Source organism: Phenylobacterium sp. LjRoot225, from assembly GCF_964252855.1.
In the GTDB taxonomy this organism is placed as follows: domain Bacteria; phylum Pseudomonadota; class Alphaproteobacteria; order Caulobacterales; family Caulobacteraceae; genus Phenylobacterium.
In genome coordinates this window covers 380,442-394,617 of record NZ_CAXUPL020000003.1, presented here as the reverse complement: position 1 = coordinate 394,617, position 14,176 = coordinate 380,442, and the positions used below count along the sequence as shown (strand labels likewise).

Genomic DNA, 14,176 nt, shown 5'->3' with positions numbered 1-14,176 from the left:
GATAGTACCTTATATGTTACCTTCGTTCAAGCCGCTGGCGCTTGGCGGCGGTCGCCTCGGCCGGAGCGTCTGGTCGCCGGAGAGCGCGGCTCGAACCGCAGGATCTCGGCGCCAAAGTCGCCGCCCCGCAGCGCCCGGTCGATCATCTCCGAGGCCTTGTCGGCGGCGTCCAGCAGGTAGCGGTCCGGGCGCTTGAGGATATAGCCGCCCGTCACGCCGTTCAGGCGATGGCCGAGCAGGGCGGCGATCGTCGGGATCGAGGCGCCACAGTCCTCGGCGATGCCGGCGAAGCTGTGGCGGAGCTGGTGTATGGTCAGGCCTTCGAGGGGGCCGTCGCCCTTCGCGCGGCCGGCCAGGCGGGCGGCCTCGGCTTTCACCGTGCGCCAGAGCTGCGCCAAGCCCGCATATCCGGCCTCGGCGGTGGCGTTGGGGAATACGAACTCACAGTCCGGCTCCAGCATGTCGAGGAGGCGGGTTGCAGCGCTGCCGATCGGCCGCAACGACGGCCCGGTCTTGGTCATGGTCAGCGCCAGGCAGGTGCCGGTCTTGTCCACCTCGCACCAGCGCAGTCCCTCGCCCTCGCCGCGCCGGACGCCAGTGAGCGCGATGAAGCGCAGCAGCTTCAGGCCGATGGCGTTGTGCCGCGGTTCGTTATGGCGATCCCGGCGTTCGGCGAGCGCCTCCAGGGCCGCGCCGAGGCTGCGGTACTGATAGGCGGTGAGCAGCGCCTTGCGCTGGTTGCTCGCGAACCGGCGGACGCGCCTGACGGGATTCTCGTCGAGATAGCCGCACTCGACGCCCCAGTTACAGATCGAGCCCAGGAGACCAAGCACCCGGGTCGAGGCGCCGCGGCCACCACGTACGATCGAACGCCCGCGGCGCCGGGTCTTGACGTTCCGCGCCGCCTTGCCCTCGACGATGCTGACCTTCAGCTTCTCCACGTCGGCCCGGGTGAGCTCGGCGGCCTTTATGACTCCGATGAGGGGTTTGATCTGGGCGCTGATGCGGCTCTTGTCAGTGGCTACCGTGGACGGGCGCTTGCACTGGCCGCCCCGCCCGGCGATCAGCCCGTTCTCAGCCGCCTCGATGTAGAGATCGCAGAGTTCGCTCACGGTGATGGCGTCACGCGCCTCCTGGCGCAGGGCGGCCGGATCGTCCCCTTCGATCACGGCAGCCATCTCCAACTTCGCCAGCTCGCGGGCGCGCTCGACGGTCAGAGGACCGAAGGCGCCTAGGTTGAGCCAGCGTTGGCGGCCCCCGCGGGTGCGGTACTTGAGGACGAACTTCTTGGCCCCGGAGGGATAGACCCGGACGCCGAAGCCCGTGAGATGGGTGTCCCAGTGCACGGTCCCCGACGGATTGACGGGGGGCTCCAGCGCCTCGACGATAGTTTTCGTGAGCTTCGGCATCGGTCTGCACAGGTGGCTACTGCAACCACATTGCAACCACGCGGAGGAAGACCGCAACCTGCCCCAGCGAACTCAGGCGTAGGCAAGTTTTTGAAATCTATAAGCTAATCGTAGTCCGTCGCAGCCGGTCCAAGTCCAGAAAACGGACGAAAATCGGCTCCGAAGGCAAAGGTCACACGTTCGAATCGTGTCGGGTGCGCCACCGGTTTCAATGATTTCAAAGCCCTGCTGAGAACCCAGACCCGACCGGGGGCGGCTGGCTGCGATACTGCAACCATATTGCAACCACGCGGCCGGCCGTCGCGATGAAGGACGCCCCAGGGCTAGCGCCAACCGGAAGGCGATCCACCACAAGGAAATTTCTCTGCGGCCATGGCCGCATGACCAGTCGACCGCGGCTGCTCGCCACAGCCACGGCCCGGATCGCACCTTGCGGAATTCGGCTCTAGGCCAGGGCGGCCGCGACCGCGAAGGCTTCCGGTCCTAGGATGACGTGCAGGCTCCGGTCGGAGGGTTTGGCGAGCGCCCGCACGCCGAGCGAAGCGAGCTGATCGGGATCCACCGCGGCGACCGAGACGACGTCCAGCACCAGACGGCTGTCGCACAGGCGCACCGCCCGCAGGTTGGCGCCTCCGCCCAGCGCCGCGATCCAGCGGTCACGGTCGATGGACGAGCCTGCCCTCGCGGCGGGCGCGGTCGACACTATCGGCGCGCCGGAGAGGCAGGAGCGGATCTCGCTCGCGACCTGGTCGGCTTGCGGCCCCAGCACCACCTGCAGCGCCTTGGCCGAAGGCCGCACCAGGCCGCGCGCGCCCAGCGCCCGCAGCGCCGGCTCGTCCGCCTTGGCGGGGTCGGCCAGCACCAGCCTCAGCCGCGTCGTGCAGGCGTCCACCGTCTCGAGATTGGCGGTCCCGCCGAGCGCCATCACGAAGTCGCGCCCCCGGTCGCCGGTCGGGAGCGCCGCGCTCCCGGCCTGCCCCGTCTCGGCCTCTCGCCCGGGTGTCTTCAGGTCGAAGCGGGCGATGGCCCAGCGGAACACGCCGTAATAGAGGGCGAAATAGACCAGCCCCACAGGCGCCAACAGCAGCGGCCGGGTCGCCTTGCCGAAGTTCAGCACATAGTCGAACAGGCCGGCCGAGAAACCGAAGCCGAGCTTCACGCCGAGCAGGCTCATGACGATGAAGGCGAGCCCCGTCAGCAGGGCGTGGAGCGCGTAGAGCACCGGCGCCAGGAACATGAAGCTGAACTCGATCGGCTCGGTCACCCCGGTCAAAAACGAGGTGAGCCCCATCGACAGCAACATGCCGCCCACCGCGGCGCGGCGGTCCTTGGCCGCGGCGTGGTACATGGCCAGGCAGGCGGCGGGCAGGCCGAACATCATCACCGGGAAGAAGCCGGCCATGAAGGTCCCGGCCGTCGGGTCGCCGGCGAAGAAGCGCTTCAGGTCGCCGGTCGCGCCGTGGAAGTCGCCGACGATGAACCAGGCCAGGTTGTTGAGGATGTGGTGCAGGCCGGTGACGATCAACAGCCGGTTCAGCACGCCAAAGACGAAGAGACCGATCGGGCCGGAACCGATGACCCCACGGCTGGCGGCGTCCATCGCCGCATTGATCCCGGCGTAGGCGCCGCCCACCGCCACGGCGAGCGCCAGGCCCGCCAGGCCGCTGACGATCGGCACGAACCGCCGCCCGCCGAAGAAGGCGAGGTACTCCGGCAGCTTGATGTTGGCGAAGCGGTTGTAGAGCAGGCCTCCCGCGAGGCCCGAAAGAATGCCGATGGGCACGCCGAGCTTGGCCATGCCCTTGGCCTTGAAGGCGGCGCCGGCCAGGTCGGCCGCTTCGCCGGTCATGCCGCGCAGCGCGTCCGGCGGGACCTGCATCAGGGTCTGGCCCGCCTGGGTGGCGATCAGGAAGCAGACCACGCCCGCCAGGCCGGCCGCCCCGTGGTTGTCCCGCGCCAGCCCGACCGCGACGCCTCCGGCGAACAGCAGGCCGAGGTTGGCGAACACCGCCTCCCCGGCCGCGGCGAGGAAGGGGATGTCCAGCAGGTCCGCCTGGCCCAGCCGCAGCAGCAGGGCCGCCGCCGGCAAGACGGCGATCGGCAGCATGAGGGCGCGGCCGAGCGACTGCAGGGCTTCCAGTGGCGAGCGCATCAGCAGGCTCCGTTGCGGAAGGCGTCGGCCAGGGCGCGCACGGCCTCGCGGTCGGGCTGGCGCAGCGCCTCGGCGGCGTGAGCACGACAAGCGGCGAGATCGAGGCCGCGAATCTGCGCCTTGGTCTCGGGCACGGCGCCGGCGATCATAGACAGGCGCTGCGCGCCAAGCCCCAGCAGGATCGGGACGGCGGCCGGATCGGCGGCCAGCCCGCCACAGACGCTGACCGGCCGGCCGTAGGATGCAGCCCCCTGACAGGACGCGGCGATCAGCCCCAGCACCGCCGGGTCGAGCCCGTCGACCTCGGCGGCCAGCTCCGGCTCGCCGCGGTCCATGGCCAGGCCGTACTGGGTCAGGTCGTTGGTGCCGATCGAGAAGAAGCCCGCCTCGGCGGCGAGTTGGCCTGCGATCATCGCCGCAGCCGGCGTCTCGATCATCACCCCGAGCTCCGGGAGGGCGCCTGCGCCCAGATCGCGGGCGGCTTCCTCCAGCGCGGCGCGCACCGCCCGAAGTTCGCCCAACCGCGCCACCATGGGAACCATGATGCTGCACGGGCCGGCGTCGGCGGCCCGCAGGATGGCGCGCAGCTGGGCCTGCAGCAGCTGGGGCCTGCGAAGCAGCAGGCGGACGCCGCGCACGCCCAGCGCCGGGTTCTCCTCGTCGGTCTGGGGCAGATAGGGCGCGGCCTTGTCGCCGCCGACGTCCAGCAGGCGGATGACCACCGGCCGGCCCTGGAGCTCTTCGAGGACAGCGCGGTACTGGGCCGCCTGCTCGTCCTCGTCCGGGGCCGTATCGCGATCGAGAAACAGGAATTCGGTGCGCAGCAAGCCCGAACCGTCGGCGCCGGCCGCGGCTGCGGCGCGCGCGTCGGCCACGGAGCCGATGTTGGCCAGCACCGGCACGCCGACGCCGTCGCGGGTCACGGCGGGCTCGGCCGCCACCGCCTGGGCGGCCGCCCTGCGGTCCGCCCGCGTCGCCAGCCGCAGCTGCGCCGCCTCCAGCGCCTTGGCGTCGGGCCCGACCGACATCAGGCCCGCGTCGGCGTCGAGGATCAGCGGCGCGCCGTCGGGAATGGCCAGGACGCCGGGCCCCGCCGCGACCAGGGCGGGCGCGCCCATGGCGGCGGCGAGGATGGCCACGTGGCTGGTGGGGCCGCCGCGAGCGGTGCACAGGCCGGCGATGCGGCCGGCCTCCAGACCCATGAGCTGGGAGGGCAAGAGGTCGTCGGCCAGCAGGATCGATCCTTCGGCGATCTGCGGCCCGACGTCGACCTCGCCGGTCAGCGCGACCAGCACCCGGCGCTCGAGGTCAAGCAGGTCGTCGACGCGTTCGGCCATGCGCGGGTCGCCCAGGCTGCGCAGCGCCTCGGCGAAGCCGTTCACCGCCGCGCGCCAGGCGAAGGCGCCGCTCTTGCCTTCGCCGATCAGCCGCTCGGCCTGGGCGAAGAGCTCCGGGTCCTCGGCGAAGCTGGCATGGGCGGCGAGGATGGCGCGGCGCGTGGCGTTGACCTCGCCGGCGGCGGCCTCGGCGATCTCCGCGCGCACGGCCGCCACGGCCGCGCTCAGGACCGCCTGTTCGTGGGCGATCCCCTGGCCGGCTTCCGTCACGGCGATCTCCCGACGAACGAGCCGCGCGGCGCGGCCGATCGCCAGGCCGGGCGCCGCCGTCACCCCGCGCAGCACGCCGCTCGACAAGGGCGGGGACGGAGCCGCGGCCGCCGGTTCGCTCGAGGTCGCGAAGGGCTTGCCCTCTCCCATGCCGCTCTCGATCAGGGCCGCCACGGCCTCGAGGGCGGCCTCGGCGTCGGGGCCGGCGGCGGTGAGCGTCGCCTCGTCGCCATGGCGCAGGCCGAGCGACATCAGGGCCACTGGGCTGCGCGCGCTGACGCTGCGGCCGCCGCGTCCAAGGGAGACCTCGGCGGCGAAGCCCTTGGCGCAATCGGCGACGCGCCCCGCCGGGCGGGCGTGCAGCCCGTGCGCCAGCGGTACGCGCAGCTGGCGGCTGAACTGCGGCCCGATCGCCGCAAGGCTCCGGGACGCGACGCCGCCGCCCGTCAGCTGCAGGATCGGCTCCCCGGCGCGCACCGCGCGGCCGGTGAAGTGTCGGGTGATGGCGAACCCCTCCGCGCCGGTCAGCACCACCGGCGTGATCAGGCTGCGGGCGCGCGCCGCCAGCAGGTCGAGGTCGAAGGAGATCAGCCGCTCGCCCTGGCGCACCGACTGGCCGTCGGCGACATGGACCTCGAAACCCTCGCCGCCCAGGCTGACGGTCTCCAGCCCGATGTGCAGCAAGAGCTCCAGGCCGCCGGCGGCGCGCAGGCTGATGGCGTGGCGCGCCGCGTGGACGCCCACGACCACGGCGTCGCAGGGCGCGTGCAGCACCGAGCCGCTCGGATCGATGGCGACGCCGTCGCCCAGCATGGCCTCGGCGAACACCGGGTCGGGCGCCTCCGCCAGCGGCGCGCACCAGCCGTCGAGCGGCGAGACGAGGATCAGCTCAGCGTCCACGCGGCGACTCTCCGAGGGTGATCCGGTCCAGGACCCAGAAGGGATCCAGCTTCGGCCGGGTGAAGGCGATGCACAGATCATGCCGGCCCTCGGTCATCGTCAGCGCTCCGCTCAGCACGGTCGTCGCCTGGGAGCGTGTCGCCGGCGCGAGCGGCAGGGTCGCCACGACCGGGCCGGCGCAACTGTCCAGGCGGACGACGAGCTCGCCCTCCGGCGTCGCGGGCGCAAGCAGCTGGATCTGCTTTGCGGCCTCGCCGATCTGGAAGTTGAAGGGCAGCTGGCCGACCGAGGCGGCGATGCGCCTGACGCCGGTGAGGTCCGCGCCCTCCCAGATCCAGCAGGGCTTCATGAGGTCGACCAGGAAGACCGCCCGCTCGCCACGCGCCGGGGCGTCGTCTTCGAGATTGAGCGCGAACGCGTCGCTGCAGAGCTTCAGCTCCTGGCTGCGACGGCTATGCGGATCGAGGGCGGCGGGCGGCGCCGGAACGTCGGAGATCACCGCGCCAAGCGCGCGCTCGCGGGCGATCTCGGGGCCCAGCCGCTCGGAGAAATCCGTCCAGTTCCGGCGGCTGGCCGGCGTCCAGCCCGTCTCGGCGATGGCGTAGGCGCGCGGGAAGACCATCTTCGAGGCCCGGTCCTCGGTGCGAACATGCTCGGTCCAGAGCTGAGCCTGGACGCCGAGCACATGTTTGGCCTGTTCGGCGGTAAGCGCCGCAGGGATGGGCTCGAAGTCGTAGACCTGCTTGAGATCGACGACGAGGCCGCGGCCCGGCGGCTGGTCGGGGTCGGCGGACTGGCGGTTGTCAAAATAGTAGGTCGGCGCAGCGGCCAGCACGGTGTCGTGGCCCATCTTGGCGGCGACGATCGCCCCGTCGGTCCCGCGCCAGGACATCACCGTGGCGCCCCGCGCGACGCCGCCTTCGAGGATCTCGTCCCAGCCGACCAGCCGACGTCCATGGGCGTTCAGGTACTGCTCCATGCGGGCCGTGAACCAGCCCTGCAGCTGGTCCTCGCTGGCGATGTGCAGCTCGCGCATGCGGGCCTGGACCACGGGGCTCGCCTTCCACTGGGGCTTTACCGCCTCGTCCCCGCCGACGTGGATGTAGCGGCCGGGGAACAGGGCCATCACCTCGTCGAGCACGTCTTGCAGGAAGCCGAAGGTCGCCTCGTCGACATTGAACAGGTTGTCGAACACGCCCCAGTCCGAGGACGCGCCGGACGGCGGCGGCTGAACGGCGCCCAGCTGCGGATAGGCGGCGATGGCCGCGGTGGCGTGGCCGGGCATCTCGATCTCCGGCACGATGGTGATGCGCCGGGCGGCGGCGTAGGCGACGATCTCCCGGACCTCGGCCTGGGTGTAGAAGCCGCCGATCCGCCGGGGCTTGCCGGTCTTCCGGTCGATGTCCTGGGCCGGCCCCGCGCCGGCCGGGACGCGCCAGGCGCCGATCTCGGTCAGGCGCGGATACTTGGCGATTTCCAGCCGCCAGCCCTGGTCGTCGGTCAGGTGCCAGTGGAAGGTGTTCAGCTTGGCCCGGGCCATCTGGTCGAGCAGGGCCTTGATGTAGGCCGGGCTCTGGAAATGCCGGGCGGAGTCCAGCATCAGCCCGCGCCAGGCGAAGCGCGGCGCGTCCTCGATATGGACGCCCTCGATGATCGCAGGTCCCTGCCCCGCCCGCGCGGTGGCGAGCTGCCAGGCGGTGACGCCGCCGTAGAAGAGGCCCGCATCGTCGGCGGCCGTCACCACGAGACCGTCGGGTCCGGCGTCGAGACGATAGCCCTCGCCCGAAGGCCCGCCGCGCCGGAAGCTCACCGCCGGCGCTTTCGGGGCGGCCGCCTCGGTGATCCGCAGGTCGAGGCCGCGGCTGCGCGAGATCAGCTGGGTGAAATAGTCGGCCGCCGCCCGGGCGCCGGGGTCGGCCGCCGGGACCACCACGGGCGTGCGCGCCGAGAGCCGGAAGACGCCGTCGGCCGGCGTCTCCACCGCCGGCGCCGGAACCAGCCCTGACGATCCCGCGGCGGCCGGTCCGGCCAGCAGGGCGGCGCCGGCGGCGAGGACGAACAGCAGGGGTGAACGCATCATTCTCACGGCGCCCGGAAAAAAAGCGGGAGGCGGCGCGGGACCGCCTCCCTGAGTCGAGGGGATTAGACTGCAGGGACCTCGCCCTTAGCGAGCTTGAAGCGACGGCCGCAGGCGCGGCCGATCGCTCCGCCCTCAGAAGGTCAGGTTGATGGTGGCCAGGAACTTGCGGCCGGTCTTGTAGACCCCGCGCGGCAGGGCCGTGGTGTTGGCGTAGGCGTAGTATTCGGAGTCCGTCAGGTTCATGCCGGCCAGCGTCAGGGCGACCTGGTTGGTGAACTTGTAAGTCGCCGAGGCGTCCACCGTGGAGATGGCCCGCACGAACATGGCGTCGCCGCGGTCGATGCCGGTGAAGTACTTCGAGCGCCAGCTGTAGGTCGCCCGCAGCGAGATCGGCCCCTGCTCGTAGAACGGGCTGATGTTGACCTGGTGCTTGGAGTTGTAGGGCAGCGGCGCGCCGTCCTGCCCCTGGCCATCGGCGTAGGTGTAGTTGGTCAGCAGCCCCAGGCCATGGGCGTAGTTCTGCTGATAGGCCAGGGAGACGCCCTTCACCGACGCCGATCCCGCGTTGTGGGGGCGGCTGATCTGGTAGGTCGTGACCACATGCTGGCTCTGGTTGAAGTACTGCTCAGGCGCAGTCTGCTGCAGGATGTAGTTGCTGATGTCCTTGTAGAAGAACTCGGCCGCCAGGATCGCCTGGGGCTGGAAGTACCATTCGACCGAGACATCGAAGTTGGAGGACTTGTAAGGGTCCAGGTCCGGGTTGCCGCCGCCGCCGTTGAGGATGCTGTCGGACAGCCAGAAATAGTTGGTCATGTCGGCATAGTTCGGCCGCGCGATCACCTGGGCCGCGGCGAAGCGCAGCAGCAGGTCGTCGCGCACCGAATAGACCAGGTTCACGCTCGGCAGCACATTGGTGTAGTGCTTCTTGGTGGTCTGCCAGGTCCAGTCGGCCTCGCCGTTGCAGGCGGCGCCGGGATTGCAGACATAGCCGGCGCTGTCGACGTCGGTCCGGACGATGCGGACCCCGACGTTGCCGCGCAGCTTGCCGGCGTCGATGTCCGCCTGCGCGTAGGCGGCGTTGATGTCCTCCTGGATCGCCCAGTTGCCGGAGGTGAACTCCGCCGCGGCGAAGATCGAAGGCGTCGGCAGCTGGCCGCCGGACGGAAGCCAGGCGCCGCTCTCGACGTACTGCACCATGGCGTCGCCGTTGATGCGGAAGCGGTCCCGCATCTGGTCGTTCACCCCGTCGAAGCCCTTGAGGTAGTTGCCAGGCGCCGTGCTGGGCGAGAACAGGCTGGCCGGGGCCGAGACGCCGTTGATGGAGATGCCGGCGTACGACTGGCTGGTCTCGTGGCGGCGGAACTTGTAGCCGACCTGCACGCGCTTGATCACGTCGTTCAGGTCATAGCCGAAGTCGGCCTGGGCGTACTTCTCCTCGTCGTGGGTCGGCTTGGAGACGAGGTTGCCGCTCCAGCCCGGATCGGTGACGAAGCTGCCCGGGTTCCCCTGGGTGTCCGACGCATAGGTGAGGCTGCCCGGCTTGCCCGGCGCGCCGCTGATGTCGACCGTGTAGTCGCCCCAGTTGAGGAATTCGAGGAAGACCTGCCGCTTGGTGCCGCCGTCGGCCTTGGAGATGCCGGCCGCGCCGGACAGGTCCCAGGTGTCGCCCGTCCACTTGCCCCGGAAGTCGTAGGTGTCCGAGTTCATCTCGGCTTCGCGGTACTGGACGTCGAAGACGCTCAGCGCATTGCGGAAGCTGGCGCTGGTGACGACGCCGTCGTCGACCGTCAGGCCGGTGAGCGCGCCCAGGCTGTTCCAGGTGTTGCCCTGGAAGGCGTACATCGACTGGTTGGTGTTGTCGTAGGTCGCCTTGATCTTCAGCCAGTTGAAGCCGAGCTCCAGCCGGTCGTTGGGCTTGTACTGCAGGGCCGTGGTGTAGGTGGTGCGGTCCCGCTCCTGCTCGAAGAAGGAGGTGCCGAAGGCGTTGGGGCTGCGGGCGTCGAGGTTGGCGCTCAGCGTCGTGGCGCAGGCGCCGGTGCAGCCGAAGTTGCGCGAGTCGACCGGGTTATCGGCGTTGGCGCCCGCCCACTGGCTGGCGGCGATGGTGCCGTAGCTCTCCAACCCGTCGCGGCGCAGCTGGTCGGTCGCCTTGGAGACGGAGAAGGCGGCGCCGAAGGTCTCCGACTTGTTCTTCCAGCTCAGCATGCCGGAGCCTTGCAGGTCGCCCTTCTTGGACCGGTCATTGTAGAGGTAGCCGAACTGGGCCGCGATCGTCGGCGACTTCAGGTCCAGGGGCTGGCGGGTGTTGACGATCACCGTGCCGCCGATGCTGCCCTCGTCAATGCGGGCTTCCGGCGACTTGTAGACGTCGACCCGGCCGACGATCTGCGGCGCCAACAGCCCGTAGTTGAAGGTGCGGCCGGGCGCGTCCAGGATGAACCAGTCCGCCGAGGCCACGGTCTGGCCGTTCAGCAAGGTGCGGTTGAGCGCCGGATCGGTGCCCAGGATGCTGACCTTCTCGCCCTGCCCGAACTGGCGGTCGACGGTGACGCCGGGGATCATGGTGATCGCCTCGGCCACATTGGTGCTCGGGAACTTGCCCACGTCCTCGGCGGTGACGGAGTCGACGATCGCCACGGCGGTGCGCTTGGTCTCCAGCGACTGCTGGAGCGAGGCGCGGATGCCGGTGACGACGACCTCGGCGACCGAGGCCTCCCCGGCCGCTTCTGCGGCGGCGGCGCCATGGGCGAGGCTGAGCGCCAACAAGCTGGCCCCACCGGTCATCATCAGTCTGCGACGCATCATATTATCCCCTCTGATCCGAGCGTCGCCCGGAGTTTTCCCAAGCCCAATGTGATACCACTCAGGGGTCCCCCGACCCGGCATCACAGCGGTCGATGAGTGGACTGTGCCGCGTTTCAGTTTTTTGACAAGCCCAAATTGAGACCAATTGCATCTTGCGCATAAATTGGTATCTAAGTGGCTATAGGGTGCTCGCTGCGTTGGCGCCGGGCCTGGAGGTTGTCTTGACGAGCTTCGCTGAACGGATCGCGCGCCTGGATACGGATGATCACGCGCCGCTCTATCGCCAGCTGCAGCGCGCCATCCGCGAGGCGATCCAGAAGCAGGTGCTGGCGCCCGACGACGCCCTGCCGGCGGAACGCGACATGGCCGACGAGCTCGGCGTGTCACGGATCACCGTGCGCAAGGCGCTGGAGGGATTGGTCAGCGAGGGGCTGCTGACGCGCCGCCAGGGCGCCGGGACCTTCGTGGCCTCGCGCGTCGAGAAGAGCTTCTCCAAGCTCTCGTCCTTCAGCGAGGACATGATCTCCCGCGGGCGCAAGCCGCATTCGAAGTTCCTGAGCCGCGCCTCGGGCCAGGTGACGCCAGAGGAATCGCTGACCCTGGGCTTGAGCCCGGGCGCGCCGGTCTACCGCTTCCACCGGATCCGCTACGCCGACGATGCGCCGATGGCGCTGGAGTACTCCACCCTGCCCGCCTTCACCCTGCCCGGGCCGGACGCCGTGAAGGTCTCGCTCTACGAGGCCCTGGAGGCCACCGGCCATCGGCCGGTCCGGGCCCTGCAGCGCCTGCGTGCGGTCCTGTTCACCCGCGACCAGGCCGAACTGCTGGGCATTCAGGCCGGCGACCCCGGCCTCCTGATCGAGCGGCGCGGCTTCCTGCCGGACGGTCGCATCGTTGAGGTCACCCAGTCCTACTATCGCGGCGACGCCTACGACTTCGTCGCCGAACTGAACGCCGTCTCGGCCTGACGGCCGGCCCAACGACCTTCCTTCCTGAAAGACCTTGCTCGTGCCCGACCCCGCCCCCCGCCCCGACTCCACGCGCATGTTTCACGAGGCCGCGGAAGCGGGCGAGGCCGTCGCGCGCCTGCTGGACGCCAACCGGACGGCGGTCGGCAAGCTGGCCGCAGACCTGCGGGCGAACTCGCCGCGCGCCGTCGTCACCTGCGCCCGCGGCAGCTCGGACCACGCCGCGACCTACGCCAAATACCTGATCGAAACCGGCGCAGGGGTGCTCACCTCCTCGGCGGCGATGTCGGTGAGCTCGGTCTACGAGGCGCGCCAGGACCTGCAGGGCGTGTTGTTCCTGGCGATCTCGCAGTCCGGCCGCAGTCCCGACCTGCTGGCGTCCGCGAGCGCGGCGCGCGCGGCCGGCGCGCGTATCGTGGCCTTGGTCAACGACGAGACCGCGCCGCTCGCCGACCTGGCCGACGTGACGCTCCCCCTGCATGCCGGGCCTGAACGCAGCGTGGCCGCCACCAAGTCCTTCATCACCGCCCTGGCCGCCATCGCCCAGCTGGTCGCCGCCTGGACTAAGGACGTCGCGCTGGAGGAGGCGCTGGAGGCCTTGCCGGCTCAGCTGGCCGAGGCCTGGGCGCTCGACTGGAGCTCCGCCGTCCCGCGGCTTCTGACCGCCCAGAGCCTCTATGTGCTCGGCCGCGGCGTCGGCTTCGCCGCTGCTCAGGAGGCTGCGCTCAAGTTCAAGGAGACCTGCGGCCTGCACGCCGAAGGATTCAGCGCCGCAGAGGTGCTGCACGGCCCGATGGCGCTGGTGGACGAGAACTTCCCGGTGCTGATGTTCGCGCAGGAGGACGCGACGGCGGAGAGCGTCGTCGCCCTGGCGGACCAGCTCCAGGGGCGTGGCGCGGAGGTGCTGCTGGCGGGAGCCCGGAGGCCAGACGCCCTGCCCGCGATCGCCGCCCACCCGATCCTGCAGCCGCTGCTGCTGATCCAGAGCTTCTACCGGCTGGCCAATGCGCTTTCGCTGGCGCGCGGGTTCGACCCAGACAATCCGCCCCACCTGCGCAAGGTGACCGAGACCGTCTGATGGCCCGCGCCCTGGTCAACGCCCGCGTCCTGACGCCCGGCGGCCTGGAGCCGCTGACCGTCCGCCTCGACGGCGATCGTATCGTCTCCGTCGGCCTGGAGGCCGAAGCCGGCGAGGAACGGATCGAACTCGGCGGCCGGCTGCTGCTGCCCGGCTTCGTCGACACCCAGGTGAACGGCGGCGGCGGAGTGCTGTTCAACGACTCGCCGACCGTGGAAGCCGTCGCGGCGATCGGCGCGGCCCACCGCCGCTTCGGCACGACCGGCTTCCTGCCGACCCTGATCAGCGACGAGCTGTCGACGGTGGCGGCGGCGATCGCCGCCGTGGACGAGGCCATCGCCCGGGGCGTCCCGGGCGTGCTCGGCATCCACATCGAAGGCCCGTTCCTCAGCGCCGCGCGCAAGGGCATCCACGACGCCTCCAAGTTCCGCGCGCTCGACGACGAGGCGATCGCCCTGGTGTCGTCGCTGAAGCGCGGGCGCACGCTCGTGACCCTGGCGCCGGAGACGACCACGCCGGCGATGATCCGACGGCTCGTCGACACCGGGGTGATCGTCGCCGCCGGCCACACCAACGCCGACTATGCGACGGTCCGCGCCGCGCTCGAGGCCGGCGCCACCGGCTTCACCCATCTGTTCAACGCCATGTCGCCCCTCACATCCCGTCGACCCGGGGCGGTCGGCGCGGCTCTGGAGGATGCCGACAGCTGGTGCGGCGTGATCATCGACGGCCACCATGTGCATCCAGCCACCCTGCGGATCGCCATGGCCGCCAAGCGTCGCGACCGCTTCATGCTGGTCACCGACGCCATGCCGAGCGTCGGCATGGCGCAGAAAGACTTCACCCTTCAGGGCCGGTCCATCCGGGTGGTCGATGGCGTCTGCCTGGACGAGGCCGGCGTCCTGGCCGGCTCGGACCTCGACATGGCCCAGGCCGTGCGCAACGCGATCCAGCTCTGCGGCCTGGACCTGGCCGCCGCCTCGGCCATGGCCAGCCGCACCCCCGCCGCCTTCCTCGGGCTCGAAGGCGAGCTGGGCGCGATCGCCCCCGGCAAGCGCGCAGACCTGGTGGTGGCCGACGACGAGCTGCAGGTGCTGCAGACCTGGATCGGCGGCGAGCCCGACCGACCGCTCTGAACGGCGGCCGCCGGCGGGATTGGATCACCACGAAAATCCGC

8 protein-coding genes are annotated in these 14,176 nt (G+C 70.6%); 3 read left to right on the top strand and 5 right to left on the bottom strand.

From position 1 onward, the window contains the following. Positions 1 to 26: 26 nt before the first annotated feature. The 5 genes from ACSQ2B_RS17040 to ACSQ2B_RS17020 form a co-directional block, all read right to left on the bottom strand. The gene (locus ACSQ2B_RS17040) at positions 27 to 1,409 is read right to left on the bottom strand and encodes a tyrosine-type recombinase/integrase (protein ID WP_436051639.1); all 1,383 of its coding nucleotides are present in this window, start codon (positions 1,407 to 1,409) and stop codon (positions 27 to 29) included. A gap of 445 nt (positions 1,410 to 1,854) precedes the next feature. Continuing rightward, positions 1,855 to 3,561: an N-acetylglucosamine-specific PTS transporter subunit IIBC gene (nagE, locus tag ACSQ2B_RS17035; protein WP_436051637.1), complete on the bottom strand. Its 1,707-nt coding sequence runs from the start codon at positions 3,559 to 3,561 to the stop codon at positions 1,855 to 1,857. Beyond that, on the bottom strand, positions 3,561 to 6,068 hold the full coding sequence (gene ptsP / locus ACSQ2B_RS17030) for a phosphoenolpyruvate--protein phosphotransferase (protein ID WP_436051636.1): 2,508 nt from the start codon (positions 6,066 to 6,068) through the stop codon (positions 3,561 to 3,563). The genes nagE and ptsP overlap by 1 nt, the downstream gene beginning before the upstream one ends. Next, on the bottom strand, positions 6,058 to 8,148 hold the full coding sequence (locus tag ACSQ2B_RS17025) for a family 20 glycosylhydrolase (RefSeq protein WP_436051635.1): 2,091 nt from the start codon (positions 8,146 to 8,148) through the stop codon (positions 6,058 to 6,060). Before ACSQ2B_RS17025 ends, ptsP begins: the two co-directional genes overlap by 11 nt. A 132-nt stretch (positions 8,149 to 8,280) precedes the next feature. Then, positions 8,281 to 10,953 carry a TonB-dependent receptor gene (locus ACSQ2B_RS17020; RefSeq protein ID WP_436051633.1) on the bottom strand — a complete coding sequence of 891 codons (2,673 nt, stop codon included), beginning with the start codon at positions 10,951 to 10,953 and terminating at the stop codon, positions 8,281 to 8,283. A 221-nt stretch (positions 10,954 to 11,174) separates the two neighbouring features. Here ACSQ2B_RS17020 and ACSQ2B_RS17015 point away from each other — a divergent pair, with 221 nt between their 5' ends. The 3 genes from ACSQ2B_RS17015 (at position 11,175) to nagA (ending at position 14,135) form a co-directional block, all read left to right on the top strand. Continuing rightward, positions 11,175 to 11,921 carry a GntR family transcriptional regulator gene (locus ACSQ2B_RS17015; protein ID WP_436051631.1) on the top strand — a complete coding sequence of 249 codons (747 nt, stop codon included), beginning with the start codon at positions 11,175 to 11,177 and terminating at the stop codon, positions 11,919 to 11,921. A 76-nt stretch (positions 11,922 to 11,997) separates the two neighbouring features. Further along, positions 11,998 to 12,999 (top strand): SIS domain-containing protein, encoded by a 1,002-nt coding sequence (locus ACSQ2B_RS17010; RefSeq protein ID WP_436052595.1) that lies wholly within the window; start codon positions 11,998 to 12,000, stop codon positions 12,997 to 12,999. Beyond that, the gene (nagA, locus tag ACSQ2B_RS17005) at positions 12,999 to 14,135 is read left to right on the top strand and encodes an N-acetylglucosamine-6-phosphate deacetylase (RefSeq protein WP_436051630.1); all 1,137 of its coding nucleotides are present in this window, start codon (positions 12,999 to 13,001) and stop codon (positions 14,133 to 14,135) included. Before ACSQ2B_RS17010 ends, nagA begins: the two co-directional genes overlap by 1 nt. Positions 14,136 to 14,176 lie beyond the last annotated feature (41 nt).

What these genes read in the sequence shown, in the direction of transcription:
- ACSQ2B_RS17040 (WP_436051639.1), bottom strand. Translation starts at nt 1,409, where the DNA reads ATGCCGAAGCTCACGAAAACTATCGTCGAGGCGCTGGAGCCCCCCGTC.
- nagE (WP_436051637.1), bottom strand. Translation starts at nt 3,561, where the DNA reads ATGCGCTCGCCACTGGAAGCCCTGCAGTCGCTCGGCCGCGCCCTCATG.
- ACSQ2B_RS17025 (WP_436051635.1), bottom strand. Translation starts at nt 8,148, where the DNA reads ATGATGCGTTCACCCCTGCTGTTCGTCCTCGCCGCCGGCGCCGCCCTG.
- ACSQ2B_RS17020 (WP_436051633.1), bottom strand. Translation starts at nt 10,953, where the DNA reads ATGATGCGTCGCAGACTGATGATGACCGGTGGGGCCAGCTTGTTGGCG.
- ACSQ2B_RS17010 (WP_436052595.1), top strand. Translation starts at nt 11,998, where the DNA reads ATGTTTCACGAGGCCGCGGAAGCGGGCGAGGCCGTCGCGCGCCTGCTG.
- nagA (WP_436051630.1), top strand. Translation starts at nt 12,999, where the DNA reads ATGGCCCGCGCCCTGGTCAACGCCCGCGTCCTGACGCCCGGCGGCCTG.